We start from the raw sequence: 21251 nt of genomic DNA, 5'->3' as shown, positions 1-21251 counted from the left end.
ATTGTTAACGGCCTGGCCCTGTCCAGGCCGTTTTCATTTGTGCTTCAGTGTCTTAGATAAACCTCCTGTTACGTAAGCCAAAGGTAAATTGCCGGTAAAGGCGCTTTGCTTAATGCCCATCAGTGCTTATCGTTCAGCCTCATGTAAAGAAGCCCACGCGCCCAATGGTTGATCACTCAATGCAATCCTCCGCTTCCCGCAATCCTCGTCGCTGGCTGTTTGGCCTGCTTGTCCTGTTGGTCATCGCCGGCCTGTGCTGGAAATTCTGGCCCGCAGGCAGCAGTCCGAAGGAGGGCGCAGGGCAGAAAGCCGTTGCCGGGCACACCGGTCGGTCGGGGGGGATGCGTCCGGGGTTCGGCGGGGCGAGCGGGCCGGTCCCGGTGCGCGTGGCGCCGGCGGTCAAAGGCGATTTCCCGCTCTACTACAAGGCGCTGGGCACCGTGACCGCGCTGAACACCATCAATGTGCGCAGTCGCGTTGGCGGTGAGTTGATCAAAATTTCGTTCGAAGAAGGGCAAATGGTCAAGGCGGGCGACCTGCTGGCGGAAATCGACCCACGTCCTTACCAGAATGCCTTGCTCCAGGCCGAAGGCACTTTGCTGCAGAGTCAGGCACAACTGAAAAACGCTCAGGTCGATGTCGAGCGTTATCGCGGCCTGTACCGCGAAGACAGTATCGCCAAGCAAACCCTGGACACCGCCGAAGCACTGGTCGGCCAGTACCTGGGCACGGTCAAGACCAATCAGGCGGCGGTCAATGACGCCAAGCTCAATCTGGAATTCACCAAAATCCGTGCGCCGATTACCGGGCGTGTGGGCCTGCGTCAGCTGGACGTCGGCAACCTTGTGGCGGCCAACGACACCACGGCGCTGGTAATCATCACCCAGACTCAACCGATCAACGTGGCATTCACCTTGCCGGAAAACAGCCTGGACACCGTGCTGGCCCGCTATCGCACCGGTGCCAAACTGCCCGCCGAAGCCTGGGACCGTGGCGATACCAAATTGCAGGCCACTGGCGTGTTGCAGAGCCTGGACAACCAGATTGACGTCACCACCGGCACCCTGAAATTCAAGGCCCGCTACGAGAACCGCGATCAAGCGCTGTTCCCCAACCAGTTCGTCAACGTCCACTTGCTGGCCGACACCCTCAAAGGCGTGGTGCTTGCGCCCTCTGCTGCCATCCAGTTCGGCACCAACGGAACGTTCGTCTATGCCATGGACGGCGACAAGAAGGTCACCATCCGCCAGTTGAAAGTCGGCGCCAGTGACGGTGACAACACGGTGATCACCGAAGGCCTGGCCGCTGGCGATCGGGTGGTGCTGGAAGGCACCGACCGCCTGAAAGAAGGCAGCGAAGTGGAGGTCGTCAACGACAGCAAGGACGTACCTACGACCCCGACCGAACACTTGCAAGGCAAATCGGCAGCCGACGCGACTGAACCTGCGGCCACCGACAAGGCGAAAAAGGGCGGCGCATGAACATCTCGCGGCTGTTCATCCTTCGCCCGGTCGCCACGACACTGAGCATGCTGGCGATTATTCTGGCCGGTGTGATCGCCTATCGGCTGCTGCCAGTGTCGGCATTGCCCCAGGTCGACTACCCGACCATTCGCGTCATGACGCTCTATCCCGGCGCCAGCCCGGATGTCATGACCAGCGCCGTAACCGCGCCGCTGGAGCGTCAGTTCGGGCAGATGCCCGGCCTGACCCAGATGGCCTCGACCAGTTCTGGCGGCGCCTCGGTGCTGACCCTGCGGTTCAGCCTCGACATCAACATGGACGTCGCCGAGCAGCAGGTGCAGGCCGCGATCAACGCCGCGACCAATTTGCTGCCCAAGGATCTGCCAGCACCACCGGTGTACAACAAGGTCAACCCGGCGGATACCCCGGTGCTGACCCTGGCCATCACCTCCAAGACCATGCTGTTGCCCAAACTCAATGATTTGGTCGACACCCGCATGGCGCAGAAAATCGCTCAGATCAGCGGTGTCGGCATGGTCAGCATCGCAGGCGGCCAACGTCAGGCGGTGCGCATCAAGGTCAATCCCGAAGCCCTGGCGGCCAACGGCTTGAACCTGTCGGACGTGCGCACCCTGATCGGCACCTCCAACGTCAACCAGCCCAAGGGCAACTTCGACGGCCCGACCCGGGTGTCGATGCTCGACGCCAACGACCAGCTGACTTCACCCAAGGACTACGCCAATCTGATCCTCGCCTACAGCAACGGCGCGCCGTTGCGGCTCAAGGACGTGGCAGAGATCGTCGACGGTGCCGAAAACGAACGCTTGGCAGCGTGGGCCAATGAAAATCAGGCGGTGCTGCTGAACATTCAGCGTCAGCCCGGCGCCAACGTCATCGAAGTGGTCGACCGGATCAAGGCCTTGCTGCCGAGCATCACCGACAACCTGCCGGCCGGCCTCGAAGTCACCGTATTGACCGACCGTACCCAGACCATTCGCGCCTCGGTCACCGACGTGCAACACGAACTGCTGATCGCCATTGCGCTGGTGGTGATGGTCACGTTCCTGTTCCTGCGGCGGGCGAGCGCCACGATCATTCCGTCGGTGGCCGTGCCGCTGTCATTGATCGGCACCTTCGGCGTGATGTACCTCGCAGGCTTTTCGGTCAACAACCTGACCCTGATGGCGCTGACCATCGCCACCGGTTTCGTGGTGGACGATGCGATCGTCATGCTGGAGAACATTTCCCGATATATCGAAGAGGGCGACAGCCCGTTGCAAGCGGCGCTCAAGGGCGCCAAGCAGATTGGCTTCACCCTGATTTCCCTGACGCTGTCGCTGATCGCGGTGTTGATTCCGCTGTTGTTCATGGCCGACGTAGTGGGGCGCTTGTTCCGCGAGTTTGCGATCACCCTGGCGGTAGCGATCCTGATATCGCTGGTGGTGTCCCTGACCCTGACGCCAATGATGTGCGCGCGGCTGCTCAAGCGTGAGCCCAAGAAAGCAGAACAGGGCCGTTTCTACCGCTCCAGTGGCGCCGCAATTGATTGGATGATCGCGGCTTACGGGCGCAAGTTAAAGTGGGTTCTCAAGCACCAACCGCTGACCCTGATGGTCGCCATCGGCACGCTGGCGTTGACCGTGTTCCTGTACATGGTCGTACCCAAGGGCTTCTTCCCGGTGCAGGACACCGGGGTGATCCAGGGGATTTCCGAGGCGCCACAGTCGATTTCCTTCGCGGCGATGAGCGAGCGGCAGCAGGAACTGGCCAAGGTGATCCTCGCCGATCCGGCGGTCGAGAGCCTGTCGTCCTACATCGGGGTCGACGGCGACAACTCGACGCTGAACAGCGGCCGGTTGCTGATCAACCTCAAATCCCATAGCAATCGCGACCTGAGCGCCACCGAAGTGATCGCGCGCTTGCAACCAGAGCTCGACAAGCTGATCGGCATTCGCCTGTTCATGCAGCCGGTGCAGGACCTGACCATCGAAGACCGGGTCAGTCGCACGCAGTACCAATTCAGCATGTCGTCGCCGGATGCCGAACTGCTTAGCCTGTGGAGCGGGCGTCTGGTAGAAGCCCTGGCGCAACGGCCAGAGTTGACCGACGTCGCCAGCGATTTGCAGGACAAGGGCTTGCAGGTGTATCTGGTGATCGACCGTGATGCGGCGTCGCGGGTCGGCGTATCGGTGTCGAACATCACCGACGCGCTGTACGACGCCTTCGGTCAGCGGCAGATTTCCACCATTTACACCCAGGCCAGCCAATACCGCGTGGTGCTGCAGTCGCAGTCCGGCGAGAAGATCGGCCCGGATGCGCTGAACCAGATTCACGTCAAGACCACCGATGGCGGTCAGGTGCGCCTGTCCAGCCTGGCGCATGTCGAGGAGCGTCAGGCGCAACTGGCGATCACCCACATTGGCCAGTTTCCGGCGGTGATGATGTCGTTCAACCTGGCGCCCGGCGTGGCGTTGGGGCAGGCGGTGCAGGTCATCGATCAGGTGCAGAAAGACATCGGCATGCCGATTGGCGTGCAGACCCAGTTCCAGGGTGCGGCCGAAGCGTTCCAGGCGTCGCTGTCGAGCACCTTGCTGCTGATTCTGGCGGCGGTGGTTACCATGTACATCGTGCTCGGCGTGCTCTACGAGAGCTACATTCACCCGATCACCATTCTCTCGACCTTGCCCTCGGCGGCGGTCGGTGCCTTGTTGGCATTGCTGTTGAGCGGCAATGACCTGGGGATGATCGCGATCATCGGCATCATCCTGCTGATCGGTATCGTAAAAAAGAACGCAATCATGATGATCGACTTCGCCCTCGAGGCGGAGCGTAACCAAGGCATGGACCCGCAAACCGCAATCTATCAGGCAGCGCTGCTGCGTTTCCGGCCGATTCTGATGACCACCCTGGCGGCGTTGTTCGGCGCGGTGCCGTTGATGCTCGCCACTGGTTCCGGCGCGGAACTGCGCCAGCCTTTGGGTCTGGTGATGGTCGGGGGCTTGCTGGTGAGTCAGGTGCTGACGCTGTTTACCACGCCCGTCATCTACTTGTACTTCGACCGCCTCGGGCGGCGCTGGGGCCGTAAGTCCGAGTCTGTGGAACCGGTAGAACAGCCATGAACCTGTCCGGACCTTTCATCAAGCGCCCGGTCGCGACGATGTTGTTGAGCCTGGCCATCATATTGCTGGGCAGCGTGAGCTTCGGCCTGTTGCCGGTATCGCCGCTGCCGCAGATGGATTTCCCGGTGATCGTGGTCCAGGCGAGCCTGCCCGGTGCGAGCCCGGAGGTCATGGCCTCGACCGTGGCCACGCCGCTCGAACGCTCCTTCGGCACCATCGCCGGGGTCAATACCATGAGCAGCCGTTCCAGCCAGGGTTCGACGCGGGTGATTCTGCAGTTCGACCTGGACCGCGACATCAACGGCGCGGCGCGGGAAGTGCAGGCGGCGATCAACGCCTCGCGCAACTTGCTGCCGAGCGGCATGCGCAGCATGCCCACCTACAAAAAGGTCAATCCTTCTCAAGCACCGATCATGGTGTTGTCGCTGACCTCGGATGTGCTGGAAAAAGGCCAGCTCTATGACTTGGCCTCGACCATTTTGTCGCAGAGCCTGTCGCAAGTGCAGGGCGTCGGTGAGGTGCAGATCGGTGGCAGCTCGTTGCCGGCGGTGCGCATCGAACTCGAACCCCAGGCGCTCAACCAGTACGGCGTGGCGCTGGACGATGTGCGCAACACCATCGCCAACGCCAACGTGCGCCGGCCCAAGGGCTCGGTCGAAGATGGCCAGCGGCTGTGGCAGGTGCAGGCCAACGATCAACTGGAAAAAGCCAAGGATTACGAGTCGCTGATCATTCACTACGCGGACGGCGCGGCCCTGCGCCTGAAGGATGTGGCCAAGGTCAGTGATGGCGTCGAAGACCGCTACAACAGCGGGTTTTTCAACGACGATGCAGCGGTGTTGCTGGTGATCAACCGCCAGGCCGGTGCCAACATCATCGAGACGGTCAATGAGATCAAGGCGCAGTTGCCGGCGTTGCAGGCTGTGCTGCCGGCCAGCGTCAAACTGAACCTGGCGATGGATCGTTCGCCAGTGATCAAGGCTACTTTGCACGAAGCGGAAATGACCCTGCTGATTGCCGTGGTGCTGGTGATTCTGGTGGTGTTTCTGTTCCTCGGTAATTTCCGTGCCTCGCTGATTCCGACCCTGGCGGTGCCGGTGTCGCTGGTGGGCACGTTTGCGGTGATGTACCTCTACGGCTTCTCCCTGAACAACCTGTCGCTGATGGCGCTGATCCTGGCCACCGGGCTGGTGGTGGACGATGCCATCGTGGTGCTGGAGAACATTTCCCGGCACATCGACAAGGGCGTGCCGCCGATGAAGGCCGCGTACCTTGGGGCCCAGGAAGTCGGTTTCACGCTGCTGTCGATGAACGTCTCGCTGGTGGCGGTGTTCCTGTCGATCCTGTTCATGGGCGGGATCATCGAAAGCCTGTTCCGCGAGTTTTCCATCACCCTGGCGGCGGCCATTGTGGTGTCGTTGCTGGTGTCGCTGACACTGACGCCGATGCTCTGCGCCCGCTGGCTCAAGCCGCACACGCCGGGGCAGGAAAACCGCTTGCAACGCTGGAGCCAACAGACCAACGAGTGGATGGTCGGCAAATATGCCATCAGCCTCGACTGGGTGCTGCGTCACCGTCGGCTGACCTTGCTCAGTCTGATCGTGACGATTGGCGTGAATATCGCGCTGTATATCGTTGTTCCTAAAGCATTTTTACCCCAGCAGGACACCGGCCAGTTGATCGGTTTTGTGCGCGGTGACGACGGCCTGTCGTTCAGCGTGATGCAGCCGAAGATGGAAATCTTTCGCCGCGCTGTGCTCAAGGACGAGGCAGTGGAGAGCGTCGCCGGGTTCATCGGCGGCAACAACGGCATCAACAACGCCTTCATGCTGGTGCGACTGAAGCCGATCAAGGAGCGCAACCTGTCCGCGCAGAAAGTCATCGAACGCCTGCGCAAGGAAATGCCCAAAGTGCCCGGTGCGCAGCTGATGCTGATGGCCGATCAGGACCTGCAATTCGGTGGCGGCCGCGAGCAGACCTCCTCGCAGTATTCCTACATCCTGCAAAGCGGCGATCTCGGCGCGTTGCGTGAGTGGTATCCGAAAGTCGTCACCGCCCTCAAGGCGCTGCCGGAGTTGACGGCGATCGATGCGCGCGAAGGCCGGGGCGCCCAGCAAGTGACTCTGATCGTCGATCGTGATCAGGCGAAGCGCTTGGGCGTGGACATGGACATGGTCACCGCGGTGCTGAACAACGCCTACAGCCAGCGGCAGATTTCAACGATCTACGACAGCCTCAACCAGTATCAGGTGGTGATGGAGGTCAACCCGAAATACGCGCAAGACCCGATCACCCTGAATCAGGTCAAAGTGATCACGGCTGACGGCGCGCGGATTCCGCTGTCGACCATCGCTCACTATGAAAACAGCCTGGAAGACGACCGGGTCAGCCACGAAGGCCAATTCGCTTCGGAAAGCATCGCGTTCGACATGGCCGAAGGCGTGACGGTGGAGCAGGGCTCGGCGGCTATCGAGCGGGCGATTGCCAAGGTCGGTCTGCCGGAAGATGTCATCGCGAAAATGGCCGGCACCGCCGATGCGTTTGCCGCTACCCAGAAGAGCCAGCCGTGGATGATTCTCGGCGCGCTGGTGGCGGTGTATCTGGTGCTGGGCGTGCTGTATGAAAGCTACATTCATCCGCTGACCATTCTCTCGACCTTGCCGTCGGCCGGGGTCGGGGCGTTGCTCTCGATCTATGTGCTGGGCGGCGAGTTCAGCCTGATCTCCTTGCTTGGGTTGTTCCTGCTGATTGGTGTGGTGAAGAAAAACGCCATTCTGATGATCGACCTGGCGCTGCAACTGGAACGGCACCAAGGCCTGGAGCCACTGGAGTCGATCCGCAGCGCCTGTCTGCAACGGCTGCGGCCGATTCTGATGACCACCCTGGCGGCCATCCTCGGTGCCTTGCCGTTGTTGCTGAGCCGGGCTGAAGGGGCGGAAATGCGTCAGCCGCTGGGCTTGACCATCATCGGCGGGCTGGTCTTCAGTCAGGTGCTGACCCTTTACACCACCCCAGTGGTTTACCTCTATCTCGACAATCTGCGCCATCGCTTCAACCGCTGGCGCGGGGTGCGTACCGATGCTGCTCTGGAAACTCCGCTATGACTGACCGTTCGCTGTTCAACCTGGTTGCACCGCTGATCACGGCCCGAGGCTCGCGTCTGCTGAGCCTGTCGCTGTGCGTGGCGATGCTCAGTGCCTGCGCCATCGGCCCGGATTACCAGCGCCCGCAAGCCGCCGCGCCGGCACAGTACAAGGAAGCGGCTGGCTGGCGTCAGGCCAACCCCAGTGACTCTCTGGCGCGCGGTGCCTGGTGGGAGTTGTATGGCGATCAGCAGCTCAATGGCCTGATCGAAAAGCTCAACAGCGCCAACCAGACCGTTGCCCAGTCCGAAGCCCAGTACCGCCAGGCCCAAGCGTTGGTGCGCAGCGCCCGGGGTGCGTTTTTCCCGACGGTAGACCTGACCGTCGGGAAAAACCGCTCCAGCCAGGGCACCGGGAGCAGCAGCTCGAGCTTGAGCAGTACCTCCAGCGGTATACGCGATACTTACACCGCGCAGGCCGGGGTCAGCTGGGAAGCAGACGTCTGGGGCAAATTGCGCCGAGGGCTGGAAGCCGATACGGCCAACGCCGAGGCGAGTTTTGCCGATCTGGCGGCGATGCGCCTGAGCCAGCAATCGGAACTGGTGCAGAACTACCTGCAATTGCGGGTGATCGACGAGCAGAAGCGTCTGCTGGAAGCGACGGTCGAGGCCTATCAACGCTCGCTGACCATGACCGAAAACCAGTACCGCGCCGGTGTCTCGGGCAAGGACGCGGTGGCCCAGGCCACCACGCAGCTCAAAAGCACCCAGGCGGAGATGGTCGACCTGATCTGGCAGCGCGCGCAGTTCGAGAACGCCATCGCCGTGCTGATTGGCCTGCCGCCGGCCGAATTCAGCCTGGCCGAAACCCCAGACATCCCGGCATTGCCACAGGTGCCGCTGAGCCTGCCTTCGCAGTTGTTGGAGCGCCGTCCGGACATCGCTTCCGCCGAGCGCTCGGTGATGGCCGCCAACGCCAATATCGGCGTGGCCAAAGCCGCCTACTACCCGGACCTGACCCTGAGCCTGAACGGCGGTTATAGCAGCAGCACCTCTAACAACTGGATCAGCGTACCGAACCGCTTCTGGTCGGTCGGCCCGCAACTGGCCATGACCCTGTTCGATGGTGGACAGCGCTCGGCGGAAGTCGATCGCAGCGAAGCGGCCTATGACGAAACCGTCGCCAAGTACCGCCAGACCGTGCTCGATGGCTTCCGTGAAGTGGAAAACTATCTGGTGCAGCTCAAGGTGCTGGAAGACGAGGCCAAGGTGCGCCAGGAAGCCCTGGATGCAGCGCGCGAATCCTTGCGTTTGACCCGCAATCAATACAAGGCGGGAGTGATTGCTTATCTGGATGTGGTGGTGGTTCAGGCCACGGCATTGAGCAACGAGCGCAACGTGCTGAGCTTGTTGCAGAGCCGCTTGATCGCCAGCGTGCAATTGATTGCCGCACTGGGCGGCGGGTGGGATGGGCAGCTTCAGGTGAGCGAAAAGGAATAGCGCATGATCGTTCCCACGCTCTGCGTGGGAATGCCTCACCGGACGCTCCGCGTCCGCTTCTGCATGGGACGCGGAGCGTCCCTGGCTGCATTCCCACGCAGAGCGTGGGAACGATCAGTTGAGCAGCCTTGATGGCCTTCTGATGACTTTGTGAGTGCGTTAGTCTACGGAATCAGTACAATCGCCGACTTTGCTCCCCAAGAACTGACGCAGCACGGCGGGGGCGGTCGCGAGAAGTCCCATGCTCATCGGTAGTTATTCCTTTACCCTGGTTTTCATATCGCTGTGTGTGGCGATACTGGCCTCTTATACCGCGCTCGATCTCACCGGACGCATCGCCACGGCCAAGGGCCGAGCCGTGCATTTATGGACGGTGGGCGGTGCTTTTGCGATGGGCATTGGCGTGTGGTCGATGCATTTCATCGGCATGCTCGCCTTCACATTGCCGATCGATCTGGGCTACGACGTTACTCTCACGGCGCTGTCCCTCTTGATTGCGCTCCTGTCGTGCGGCTTTGCCCTGTGGCTGGTCAGCCAGCCACAACTGCCGGCCTGGCAATTGGCGTTCGGCGCGCTGGTCATGGGCGCGGGCATCAGTGCGATGCATTACACCGGCATGGCCGCCATGCGCATGCAACCGGGCATCGATTACGAGCCGACCCTGTTTAGTGCGTCGCTGCTGATTGCCGTCGGCGCGTCGGGCGCGGCGTTATGGATTGCGTTCCGCCTGCGCCAGCACGCGCCGTATGTTCGCCTGATCCGCGGCGGTGCGGCGGTGATCATGGGCGTCGCCATCGTCGGCATGCACTACACCGGCATGGCCGCGGCACGCTTCGCGGACGGCAGTTTCTGTGGTGCGGCGGTCGATGGCCTGAACGGCAAGGGCCTGGACAATCTGGTTCTGATCACCACCTTGGCGGTGTTGAGCATTGCCTTGCTGACGTCGATTCTCGATGCCCGCCTGGAGGCTCGCACCGCGCAGCTCGCCCAATCGCTGACCGAGGCCAATCGCGAGCTCACCCAACTGGCACTGCACGATACGCTGACCGGTCTGCCGAACCGAGTATTGCTGGCCGATCGTATCGATCAGGCGATGTCGGGGGTGCAGGAGCAGGGCGGCTGTTTCGCCTTGATGTTTATTGATCTGGACGGCTTCAAACCGGTTAACGATGCCTTCGGACATCACATGGGCGACCAGTTGTTGCGTGAAGTCGGCCTACGGTTGCGCGAGGACTTGCGCAGTCAGGACACCCTGGCGCGGATCGGCGGCGATGAATTTGTGCTGCTGGTGCAACTCAGCGAGCCGAATGACGCGCTGAACCTGGCGGCGCGTCAAGTCGGCCTGATCGGGCGCTCGTTCCGGGTCGCCGAACATGACTTGCAGATTTCCGCCAGCGTCGGCATCGCGCTCTATCCGGGCAATGGTCAGACCGCCGAGGAGTTGCTGATGAATGCCGACGCCGCGATGTATCACGCCAAGGGCGCCGGGAAAAACGGCCACCGCTTCTTCGACGCCTCGATGAACAGCAACGCGCGCAAACAGCTGCAATTGCTGCAAGACCTGCGCAATGCCGTCGATCAGCAGCAGTTCAGTCTCTATTACCAACCCAAGTTCGACGCCGGCAATGGCCGAGCGGTGGGCGCCGAGGCGTTGCTGCGCTGGATGCACCCGACTCAAGGCATGCTGCAGCCGGACAGCTTCATCGATCTTGCGGAGAAGACCGGGCTGATCATTCCAATTGGCGAGTGGGTGCTCAACGAAGCCTGCCGTCAGATGCGCGAGTGGTACGTGCTCGGTTACACCGATTGGCGCATCGCGGTGAACCTCTCGGCCTTGCAGTTCTGCCACGCCGGGTTGGTCCAGAGTGTCGCCAAGGCCTTGACCACTCATCATCTGCCGGCCAACAGCCTGACCCTGGAAATCACTGAAACCACCGCCATGAGCGACGCCGATGCGAGCATGACGGTGCTGCAGGAACTCTCGGGAATGGGCGTCGACCTGTCCATCGATGACTTTGGCACCGGCTATTCGAGCTTGATGTACCTCAAGCGCCTGCCGGCCAATGAGCTGAAGATTGATCGGGGTTTTGTCCGTGATCTGGAACACGACAGCGACGACGCGGCCATCGTGTCGGCTATCGTCGCACTCGGCCAGGCGTTGGGTTTGCGGATTGTGGCCGAAGGGGTGGAAACCGGTGTCCAGCAAGACTTCCTGACCCAACTGGGTTGCGACTCGTTGCAGGGTTACCTGCTGGGGCACCCGCTGCCGGCTGATCGCTTCATGGCCGATATTCACCGCGGGGAGCGATTGGCTGCCGGCTGATGGACCGCATTATCGTTCTTCGCGGGCAAGCCTCGCTCCTACAGATAACCACAGGCCTGTAGGAGCGAGGCTTGCCCGCGAAGGCGTCCGAACGGTCACCACACAGCCCATGCAAAACCGCGCAATGGCGGTTATTCTTGGCCCCGACTGCTTACGCTTGTAACGGGGGAAATGCCAGCATGGACAAAGTCATCGTCATCACCGGCGGCAGCCGCGGAATTGGCGCCGCTACGGCCCTGTTGGCCGCAGAGCAGGGCTATCGGATCTGTATCAACTATCAGTCCGACGAACAGGCGGCGCACAGTGTGCTGGAACAAGTTCGTGCGCTCGGTGCCCAAGCCATTGCCGTGCGCGCCGATGTCAGCATCGAAGACGAAGTGATCGGCCTGTTCCATCGCGTAGACACCGAGCTCGGTCGGGTCACGGCGCTGGTGAACAACGCCGGCACCGTCGGGCAAAAGTCGCGGATCGACGAAATGTCTGAATTCCGAATTCTGAAAATCCTCAAAACCAACGTTCTGGCACCGATCCTCTGCGCCAAACACGCGATTCTGCGTATGTCGCCCAAGCACGGTGGGCAGGGTGGCAGCATCGTCAACGTGTCGTCGGTCGCCTCGCGATTGGGCTCACCTAACGAATACGTGGATTACGCAGCGTCCAAAGGTGCGCTGGACAGCTTCACCATCGGTCTGTCCAAGGAAGTGGCGGGTGAGGGAATTCGCGTAAACGCCGTGCGGCCTGGTTACATCTACACCGATTTCCATGCATTGAGCGGTGATCCGGATCGGGTCAGCAAGCTGGAGTCGGCGATCCCGATGGCTCGGGGTGGGCGGCCGGATGAAGTGGCGGAGGCGATTGTGTGGTTGTTGTCGGATAAGGCTTCTTATGCGACGGGGACGTTTGTTGATCTGGGTGGTGGGCGCTAATCCTCAAAACTTGCGGTGTCTGTACCGGCCTCTTCGCGGGCAAGTCGGATTGCCGCACCGCTCGCTCCTACGGGTCCAATTTGTTCTCACGACTTATGCAAAACCCGTAGGAGCGAGGCTTGCCCGCGAAGAGGCCGGTACTGGCAGCATCGAACTATCAAAACGACCGCACAATCCGCCCCAACGTCTCCATCGCCTTCTCCGAATCTTCAGTCCAAGGGCTGCCGTAATTCAATCGAATACAATTCCTGAACCGCTGGGTCGGTGAAAAAATCGGTCCCGGCGCGATGCTGATCCCCTGCGCCAATGCCATCTGAAACAACTTCAGCGAATCCATCTGCGGTGGCAGTTCCAGCCACAAAAAGTAGCCACCAGCCGGCTGACTGACGCGGGTCTGCGCCGGGAAGTAGCGGGCGATGGCGGCGAGCATGGCGCTTTGCTGTTCTTCCAGGGCGTAACGCAGTTTGCGCAGGTGTCGGTCGTAGCCGCCGTGTTGCAGGTAATCGGCGATGGCGGCCTGGGCGGGCATCGAGGCGCACAGTGAGGTCATGAGTTTCAGGCGTTCGATTTTTTGCGCAAAGCGCCCAGCGGCGACCCAGCCGATGCGGTAGCCGGGCGCCAGGCTCTTAGCGAACGAGCCGCAATGCATCACCAGACCCTCAGTATCGAAAGCCTTGGCCGGTTTTGGTGCCTGTTGGCCGTAATAGAGCTCGGCGTAGACGTCGTCTTCGATCAGAGGCACTTGATGGCTGCGCAACAGCTCCACCAGTTCCTGTTTCTTCGCTTCGGGCATGGTTGCGCCCATGGGGTTCTGGAAGCTGGTCATGCACCAGCAAGCCTTGATCGGGTGCCGTTCCAGGGTTTGGGCGAGCACGCCGAGGTCGATGCCGTCTCGCGGATGAACGGGAATTTCCACCGCTTTGAGCTTCAGCCGTTCCAGCACTTGCAGGCTGGCGTAGAACGCCGGGGCTTCGATGGCCACCAGATCACCGGGTTCGGTGACGGCTTGCAGGCACAGGTTCAGGGCTTCGAGCGCGCCGTTGGTGATCAGCAACTCTTCCATGGGCAACATCAGTCCGCCGACCATATAGCGCAGGGCGATTTGCCGACGCAGTTGTGGGTTGCCCGGCGACATGTCGGTGACCACCATGCGCGGGTCCATATCCCGAGCGGCACTGGCCAGCGAGCGGGACAACCGTTGCAGCGGGAACAGCGTGGGGCTGGGGAAGGCCGAGCCGAAGGGCACGGTGGTCGGATCCTTGATCGAGTCCAGCACCGAGAACACCAGTTCGCTGACGTCGACTTCGGTGGACTCGTTGACCTGGCTGCTGATCACCGGCTCCGAGAACGGGCTCGGCGCATGCGCATTGACGAAGTAGCCGGAACGCGGCCGAGCGCGGATCAGGCCACGGCGTTCGAGCAGGTAATAGGCCTGGAACACCGTGGACGGGCTGACGCCGTAAGTCTGGCTGGCATAGCGTACTGACGGCACTCGCTGGCCGGGGCCGAGGACGCCGGAGCGGATCAGTTCAGCGATGTCGTCGGCGAATTTTTCGTAGCGTTTCATCGAGTGCCCGGTTTGAAGTTATTCATGTGGTGCCCTTTTGTGGCGAGGGAGCTTGCTCCCGCTGGGGTGCGAAGCGCCCCCAAAAATCTACGACTGCTACGCAGCCGAGCGGGAGCAAGCTCCCTCGCCACAGAGGACCGCATCTGACAAAGAGCTGCATCTTAAAGGCTCAGCGGTTCATCGGCGCAACAAACCGGCTCTTGGCCACGCTGTAGATGTCCGGCTCATCACTGTCGACAATTTTGAAACCGATGGTCTGCGAGCTGCTGCTCGGGCCATCCATGGTCATGGCCACCGACACCGGTACGTCGACGATCTCGCCGGGGGCCAGGCTCAGTTCAGTCTTGCCTTGCAATTGGAAGCCATCGCCATCGACCAGCATCAATCGATAATCCTGACGTTGCTGGGTCTTGTTGATGACCTTCAGGCTGTAGATGTTTTCGATCTGGCCTGCACTGTTCTCGCGGAACAGGCCACGGTCCTTGCTCACATCCAGCGACACCATTGGCCTCTCCACCAGCGCCAGGGCGAGGGCGCCGATCATCAGCAGCAGTACGGCGGTGTAGCCGATCAAGCGCGGGCGCAGCAGATGGGTCTTGCCACCCTGCAACTCATGCTCCGAGGTGTAGCTAATCAGCCCGCGGGCGTAGCCCATTTTGTCCATGATTGAATCACAGGCGTCGATGCACGCGGCGCAACCGATGCATTCCATCTGCAAGCCGTCGCGGATGTCGATGCCGGTCGGGCATACCTGCACGCACAACTGGCAGTCGATGCAATCACCCAAATCGACTTCGACGGGTTTGACGTCTCGTTTGCGCGGGCCACGGTTTTCGCCGCGAGCCACGTCGTAGGAAATGGTCAGGGTGTCCTTGTCGAACATCACGCTCTGGAACCGTGCATACGGGCACATGTGCATGCACACCGCTTCGCGCAGCCAGCCGGCATTGATGTAAGTGGCACCGGTGAAAAACAGTACCCAGAACAGGCTGGCACCGCTGATTTGCAAGGTCAGCAGCTCTTCGGCCAAGGGCCGGATCGGTGTGAAGTAGCCGACAAAGGTCAGGCCGGTGAGCAGGCTGATCGCCAGCCACAGGGTGTGTTTGGCCGAGCGGCGGATCAGTTTGTTCAGGCCCCAGGGCGCAGCTTGCAGCTTGATTCGCTGGTTGCGTTCGCCTTCGGTGAGCTTCTCGCACCACATGAAGATCCAGGTCCAGGAGCTCTGCGGGCAGGTGTAACCGCACCAGACCCGACCGGCAAACACGGTGATCGCAAACAGGCCGAACGCGGCGATGATCAGCAGCGCCGAGAGCAGGATGAAATCCTGTGGCCAGAAGGTTGCGCCGAAGATGTGGAATTTGCTTTCGGAAAGGTCCCAGAGCACCGCCTGACGGCCACCCCAGTTCAGCCACACCGTGCCGAAAAACAGCAGAAACAGAACCCCCGCGCCACTCATGCGCAGGGTGCGGAACAAGCCCGTGAAGCTGCGGGTGTGGATCAGGTTGTCGCTGGACTTGGCCTTTATCTTTGGACGCAAAGGCTCATTTATAAGTGAGACAGGTTCAACGGTTCGGACGGGGATTCTTTCGCTCATGGTCTTTCGCTCATCAGCCTCCATCAGGCCTGAGCACTATGACCAGCGATCTGTTTGCATAACAGACTCAGCTAAAGCAATAAAAAGCGGATCAGATGAGCTTTTGGCATTTTCCTGCGACAACTTGATGCACCCGCAATGGCGGGCCGCAAACGTCTATGCCAGGTGTTTGCGGCGGTTGTTGATGCAGGTCAGTCAAATCACCGAATCACTGTCCGTGGCTTTCAGATGTCGGCGACCATCCACTGCGCCTGCTACGGTCAGTGCATCGGCTTCTGCTTCGGTGATGTAGATGCGCTGGCCGTCGAGGTCGACCGCCGACATGGATTTTTCCGGGTCAGTGATGATGGTGACATCGGCACAAAGACGAATTTCTTCGCCGTTCCTGGTGATGAAGAAGCAGGTCTGGTTTTCGATGCGCACGGTCATGGGGGTGTCCTTTTTTCTGCGGATTCTGAAGTGTTAGGACCCATCTGCCGGTCATCGTTCTGTGCAACCGATTAATGGTGGGTGCGGTCCACCCTTTATCGAGTCATTACTTCATCACAAGGACTGCACCATGGACGCCTGGTGGCATGAGGTTTGGGTCACGTTGCAAGCAGAGTTCGCCGATATCGGCGACGCTTCACAACTCACGCGCATTACCGTGCGATTGCTGATGGCCGCCTTGCTGGGCGGCATTCTCGGTTTCGAACGTGAACAGAAGGGCAAGGCCGCCGGGGTTCGCACCCATATGCTGGTGGCGCTGGGCGCGGCGTTGTTTGTGCTGGTGCCGCAAATGTCAGGATCCCAGGCCGATGCCATGAGCCGGGTGGTACAAGGCGTGATCGCCGGCATCGGCTTTCTCGGTGCCGGGACTATCCTGAAGAACACCGATGGCGATGAGGGCCATGTCAAAGGCCTGACCACCGCCGCCGGTTTGTGGATGACGGCAGCCATTGGCGTTTCGGCTGGATTGGGCCGCGAGGCGACTGCGGTGCTTAGTACGTTGTTGGCGTTGGTGATACTGGGGGTGATGCCGAAGGTTGTGAAGCTGCTGGAAAAGAATGAGCGTAACCCATAGCGGTGATCCCCTTGGTGGAATGCCTGCCGAATTAGTTACCAGTGGTTGCTGCTGCGGCACAGATGAACGCTTCGTCAAGGCTGCTTGCGTGGTAGTGCCTTTTGAACTCATCACCAGACCGGAATGGCTTAAACGTATGTTCGCTGATCATGTAGAAACGATCACAATTAGCGGCTACCTCCTCAATGTTGTGAGAGGAAACCAGAATGGCCGCCCCATCCTGGGCCGCACCTCTCAAGCACTTCCAGATGTAATGGCGGAACTCCGGATCAACCCCTGCACTGGGCTCGTCCAGAATGACCAGATCTGCACTGAGGGCCAGCAAGGTTAATGTGAAAAACCAGCGTTTTTCACCATAACTGCAGATAGCCGATTTCTTGTTCCATATGGCCGTGTATCGGTCAATGATTTCTGGACTCCATACTCGAAGTTTCTCCAGGACACGCTGCTGACTAATATGCTCTGAAGAACAGAAAAGCGTGGTCATCTTAAAAATATCAAACATGCGGAGCGTGTGTGGAGTGCTAAGGGATTGGGATAAGTACAGTTGACTTTTGAATGTACTGGTTATTTCGGTGTTTTTGTTGTTGGTTAATCCGCATATGATATCGAAAAACGTGGTTTTTCCACTCCCGTTGGGGCCAAGTAATCCTACGATCGAACCTGATTCGACCGACATTGATGCACTGATGAGTATGGGCTTTTCTATATAGCTGAAGGAGAGGTTGTTGATGTTTAATAGGCTCATTAATATCTACTCCACACTGGATTTACCCTGAAGTTATGGAGCGTTAATAGAAACGCGCCCAAAAACAAAGCGACGATAGCTAATATCAGTTGTTGGTTATCCATGATTTCATGAGAAATGATATCGTTGGCCATGGCTAAGGGATTAAAAGCCTGAATCAGGCTTGAAGAAGGCGATGAGGTACTGGCTCCGTAAATACCTAAAATCAGCATTGAGAATGAAGCAATCGAAAAAAAAGTATTTGCGTTTTGAAACGTTATGGGTGGGAGCGTTAATAAAAGGCCGGGTATGCTGAACAGTAGAAAGCAGAAATAGAATCGAACAGCGATATGTAATGCCTCACTCATGGACAGTAGTCCAAAGGTAGGTCGCGTCAGGCAATAAAATGCCAGGCAATATAATATTGATATGAACGAGTAAGCGAAAAACTGACCCAGTAGAAATATAAATCGAGCCTCAAGTTTGTAAATAAAAGATCTTGTGAATCCGCTTTCCCTGCGGCCAATAATGTAAAAAGAAAAGCCAAAAAAAGCGACGCTGGAAGAAATATAAGCATAGAACCAGGCTGTGGTTTCAATATAGTTCGACGTATAAGGTGGTGTGTGTCCTTTTGAATAGGCGAGTAGATAAAATAGCGCAGCGGGCGACAGGATTGTCCAGAAAAAAGCAGTGGGCTCTTTTAATTGTTCTTTTATGAAGATCAGGCTGAGCCTGGTTGCGCGTTGAATAGTCGTGTTTGGCATGTTGTTTTTTCTCTTCAAGGAAAGGGGGTCATAATGTTTTTTCGGTTCTCATGGATTTCATGAAAGAAATTTTTCGAGTAGTTGTTGCGGGTGTTGATGTTTTTCGAATTGTTCATGTGTAAAAATAAATCAGGTGATAAATATTTGCTGGCAAAGTAATTGGAGTTCTCGATTGCTATCGGTTTCATGTAGATGAAGCCGGTTACGTTCTGCCTGTCTAGGGCTTTTAATAATCCAGGCACGTTAAATTTTTCTTTGTGGTTAGGTGTTGGGGTATATGGATGTTGTATTGCAGTTATCTCTTGATAGGTTTTGTAATCGTTGCAGTTCAAGAAATGTCTTAAGTAAGGATCGTCAATCTCGTTGAGTTCGCTTTTGGTTGCGCAAAAAAGATCTATAAATCGATAGGTTTGCCATAGTTCGCGAATCGATTTATCCAACGCTTCTTCGGCGTTCGCGGCATATGCCATCCCAGCGCAGTATTTAACGTGTCTGATATTATTTCTATTTCCGTAGACTGTGAGTATGCAAACACCCGGGAAGGATGAATCCGAAATGTCGATGACAGCTACATCGCCCGCAAGAATGAGGTGCTTGTACAAGTTTAATGAGTTGGTGTTTTTTAATTTATCCAGTGCCATGTTTGGAGTCATTATTTCGTGGCATTTCTTTGTGAGCCAGAATCTTGCTAAAAATTGTCTTTCAAGTTGTTCCTTCAGTGAACCAAAGATGGCAGCCATAGGATCCCAGTGAAAGCTGCACCCGCAAGTGTCTCGCAGGGGGTATATTGCGCTGTCATTTGCAATGTTGTGTGCACTAAGAGATATGCAGGCAGTCGGAACATGGCAGCTGGAAAAGTCACTGGCCCGGTAAACTTCAGACAAGTTGTATCGATGCTCGCTGATCGCTTGTGTCGAGGCTTTTTTTTCACATGTTTGATGAAATGCTGTAACGAAGCTTGTTCTCTCGGCTGCTGTTAAAGACGTGTCGAGGGTACCCGTCAGGTCAGGAATAATTTCCATATAGAAATGACGTCGCTCAAAGTATTCGCCTAATGCGGAGCGTATCGCTTCTGAGCCAGCACCAATACCTGATCCGCCGTTACCCCATACGTCATTGCATTCTACTGACATTGGAATAGATCTGATGCAGGATGGTTGATATGTAATTGCTGTTGGTAGAGACGATATATTGATTCGATTATAGGTGTTCATTCTGCCTTACCTACAAAATGTACGCAGAGAGGTAAAAATAACGCCGGATTCAACCCTATTGCCTTACACAGCATTGTGTCTGTATAGGCCGACCAAAGGCGACTTCGCAGTTGAAGTTGTTTAGCTTGTAATTCGATTAGCATGTATATGGATCCCGCCTCCATAAGTGCTAAACGATATCCACGATATCGATATTTGAACATTGTTTTTGGCAAGTAGGCGGCATATATGATGGCCAAGCTTGGAGCGCCAATATTTCCCGGAGCAGCTAAAATTGCGGAGCGTAATACGCTTGTGCACGCTGAGCCTTGGATGATTTCGAATTTTGCAGATTGAGGCAATAGGTGTAAAATTTTTTCCGGGCACGGCCAAGTTGGTTCGTCTTCCATTAGCGAACAAACAAAAACTTCTATTGGATAAAGCGCGCCGCCGCTTGGGTATCCGCGTTTATAGCTATTTGTATTTGCTGAAATTAATGGGCTTACTAATTTCTCGATAACGTCAAAGGTTAAATTTGTTTTTCCAAATTTTTCGCATGATTCATTTCGATTTGGACTGCTAGAGTCTTTTTTGATTTTTGTGGGTAAGCACATATTCATGTCTGGATAAAGCTTGAGTTCGTTTCCTGTTAGTGTCGATAGATGTTTATTTTCTATGAAGTGTAATGCTGTGGAGTCTTTAAAGGCTTCGTGAATGATGTAGTTTCCTTTGGTGTGGAAGTCTAGCACTTGATCATAGACCGCTGGGTCGAGGAATCTTAGATAATAGTCATGGGGGATATTGTTCATATGCTAGTCCTCAAGCAGTCACACATGCACCAGTGTGAAATTGATGATTCTGATACGCGTCCATCACTAAGCGAAAGAGTGGTTTCCTGGAGGATATTGTCTTGGAAGCGGTGAGTTCCACTTGTGCCAATCATCAGTTTTATTTTTTGTATGACGGCTCCAATGATTAATGTTTTTTGGTATAAAGTGTGTTGTTCGGAGGGTGTCGGTATGTTTTTTGATCGGCAGAAATTTAAAAGGCTCGACCAGGTGTTTTTACTTGGTTTGTATGTCTCATGATTTATTAGCCTGTCGATCGTGCAGAAATGACAAGGGTTTCCTAGGGCTGGAAAGTAGGGTTGACCAATGATGTACTGCTCTCCATTGGAGTAGCAGATGCTGATTGAGCTTTCGGGTGAGTTGGATATAAATCGAAAGTAAAACTCTCTTAGTTCGTTGTAATCATAGTTTCTGCAAAGAAATATGAGGAAATTCGGTTTGCTGTCAATTATTCTTTGTGGTAGTTCCGATGTTTTGCATACGATCGTTGAGTTGGGTAGTTCGCTTTTAAGAAGCGATTCAAGCAGTGCGTGGTCGTCCCAGTCATGTGCAACTATAGCTTTTTCAAAGTATGTATTTTCTTTATCTTTTTGAAGGCCGAGTATTTTTTCAAGAGATAGATAGGCGTCCCCTTGATCCAGGTGGTGTTCGTTGAATAAGCAGGTGAGTTCGTTGTCGGTTATGCTTTTTCGATTGTTTAACTTTCTGATTACCTCTAAAAGAGAGGGTGAATTTATTCGTGATACACCTTGTTGGGAAATGACGATATTATCGTTATTGAAGTTAAGTAGATTGTAGTTTTGTATGCTGAGTTTCATGGCGATCCTTGTCGAAGTCTTCCCGGATACAGCCAGAAAGACTTCGTCTCCTTTAATGCTTAAATTTATTGTTTAGGTCGCTGATCTTCGGTGTGAGGTGTAACGGCATTACCTCCAGAGCCGCCTGAGCCTCCGCTTCCACCCTTACAACCGCCACCGCCGCCGCAACCACCACTTCCTCCGCAACCACCAGCGCTACCAGAACCTCCAGCGATGTCGGGGTGCGCCCCTCCGCCAAATTCGGTTTTGAAGCAGAAGATTGTT

At 57.1% G+C, this 21251-nt stretch carries 15 protein-coding genes; 7 read left to right on the top strand and 8 right to left on the bottom strand.

All coding sequences use genetic code 11. The annotated features are described in order from the left end of the window. Window positions 1-164: 164 nt before the first annotated feature. The 6 genes from CKW20_RS15785 to CKW20_RS15760 all read left to right on the top strand — a co-directional run bounded on the left by CKW20_RS15785 (window position 165) and on the right by CKW20_RS15760 (window position 12413). The gene (locus CKW20_RS15785) at window positions 165-1481 is read left to right on the top strand and encodes an MdtA/MuxA family multidrug efflux RND transporter periplasmic adaptor subunit (protein WP_095053749.1); all 1317 of its coding nucleotides are present in this window, start codon (window positions 165-167) and stop codon (window positions 1479-1481) included. Next, a complete protein-coding gene (locus CKW20_RS15780) occupies window positions 1478-4582 on the top strand; it encodes an MdtB/MuxB family multidrug efflux RND transporter permease subunit (RefSeq protein WP_095053748.1) in 3105 nt (1034 codons plus the stop codon). The genes CKW20_RS15785 and CKW20_RS15780 overlap by 4 nt, the downstream gene beginning before the upstream one ends. Continuing rightward, the gene (locus CKW20_RS15775) at window positions 4579-7686 is read left to right on the top strand and encodes an efflux RND transporter permease subunit (RefSeq protein WP_095053747.1); all 3108 of its coding nucleotides are present in this window, start codon (window positions 4579-4581) and stop codon (window positions 7684-7686) included. Before CKW20_RS15780 ends, CKW20_RS15775 begins: the two co-directional genes overlap by 4 nt. Continuing rightward, window positions 7683-9164, top strand: a complete 1482-nt coding sequence (locus CKW20_RS15770) for an efflux transporter outer membrane subunit (RefSeq protein ID WP_095053746.1) — start codon at window positions 7683-7685, stop codon at window positions 9162-9164. Before CKW20_RS15775 ends, CKW20_RS15770 begins: the two co-directional genes overlap by 4 nt. A gap of 241 nt (window positions 9165-9405) precedes the next feature. Beyond that, complete coding sequence (locus tag CKW20_RS15765) at window positions 9406-11487, top strand: bifunctional diguanylate cyclase/phosphodiesterase (protein WP_095053745.1); 2082 nt, start codon at window positions 9406-9408, stop codon at window positions 11485-11487. Window positions 11488-11666: 179 nt separating this feature from the next. Next, on the top strand, window positions 11667-12413 hold the full coding sequence (locus tag CKW20_RS15760) for an SDR family oxidoreductase (RefSeq protein WP_095053744.1): 747 nt from the start codon (window positions 11667-11669) through the stop codon (window positions 12411-12413). A gap of 157 nt (window positions 12414-12570) precedes the next feature. Here CKW20_RS15760 and mapR read toward each other — a convergent pair whose 3' ends face one another. From mapR to CKW20_RS15745, 3 genes are all read right to left on the bottom strand, one after another. After that, window positions 12571-13980, bottom strand: coding sequence for a GntR family transcriptional regulator MpaR (mapR, locus tag CKW20_RS15755; RefSeq protein ID WP_095053743.1), 1410 nt, complete (start codon window positions 13978-13980; stop codon window positions 12571-12573). A gap of 169 nt (window positions 13981-14149) precedes the next feature. Then, entirely contained in the window at window positions 14150-15574 is a 1425-nt protein-coding gene (gene ccoG / locus CKW20_RS15750; RefSeq protein WP_095053742.1) for a cytochrome c oxidase accessory protein CcoG, read from the bottom strand. 195 nt (window positions 15575-15769) lie between these two features. After that, complete coding sequence (locus tag CKW20_RS15745) at window positions 15770-16003, bottom strand: DUF3203 family protein (RefSeq protein ID WP_095053741.1); 234 nt, start codon at window positions 16001-16003, stop codon at window positions 15770-15772. Between the two features lie 130 nt (window positions 16004-16133). Here CKW20_RS15745 and CKW20_RS15740 point away from each other — a divergent pair, with 130 nt between their 5' ends. Further along, window positions 16134-16637 (top strand): MgtC/SapB family protein, encoded by a 504-nt coding sequence (locus tag CKW20_RS15740; RefSeq protein WP_095053740.1) that lies wholly within the window; start codon window positions 16134-16136, stop codon window positions 16635-16637. Window positions 16638-16668: 31 nt separating this feature from the next. Here the strand turns inward: CKW20_RS15740 and CKW20_RS15735 are convergent, their stop codons facing one another. From CKW20_RS15735 to CKW20_RS15715, 5 genes are read right to left on the bottom strand one after another with little or no spacing between them, the layout of a single operon-like run. Beyond that, complete coding sequence (locus tag CKW20_RS15735) at window positions 16669-17385, bottom strand: AAA family ATPase (protein ID WP_095053739.1); 717 nt, start codon at window positions 17383-17385, stop codon at window positions 16669-16671. Further along, window positions 17385-18128 carry an ABC transporter permease gene (locus CKW20_RS15730; protein WP_095053738.1) on the bottom strand — a complete coding sequence of 248 codons (744 nt, stop codon included), beginning with the start codon at window positions 18126-18128 and terminating at the stop codon, window positions 17385-17387. The genes CKW20_RS15735 and CKW20_RS15730 overlap by 1 nt, the downstream gene beginning before the upstream one ends. Window positions 18129-18142: 14 nt before the next feature. Then, the gene (locus CKW20_RS15725; RefSeq protein ID WP_141228951.1) at window positions 18143-19342 is read right to left on the bottom strand and encodes a YcaO-like family protein; all 1200 of its coding nucleotides are present in this window, start codon (window positions 19340-19342) and stop codon (window positions 18143-18145) included. After that, window positions 19339-20130, bottom strand: a complete 792-nt coding sequence (locus CKW20_RS15720; protein WP_095053736.1) for a SagB/ThcOx family dehydrogenase — start codon at window positions 20128-20130, stop codon at window positions 19339-19341. The genes CKW20_RS15725 and CKW20_RS15720 overlap by 4 nt, the downstream gene beginning before the upstream one ends. Beyond that, window positions 20127-20987 (bottom strand): McbB family protein, encoded by an 861-nt coding sequence (locus CKW20_RS15715; protein WP_095053735.1) that lies wholly within the window; start codon window positions 20985-20987, stop codon window positions 20127-20129. The genes CKW20_RS15720 and CKW20_RS15715 overlap by 4 nt, the downstream gene beginning before the upstream one ends. Window positions 20988-21251: the final 264 nt, after the last annotated feature.

The organism is Pseudomonas sp. Irchel s3b2, assembly GCF_900187445.1.
In the GTDB taxonomy this organism is placed as follows: Bacteria; Pseudomonadota; Gammaproteobacteria; order Pseudomonadales; family Pseudomonadaceae; genus Aquipseudomonas.
This window is presented reverse-complemented; position numbering and strand designations above follow the sequence as displayed.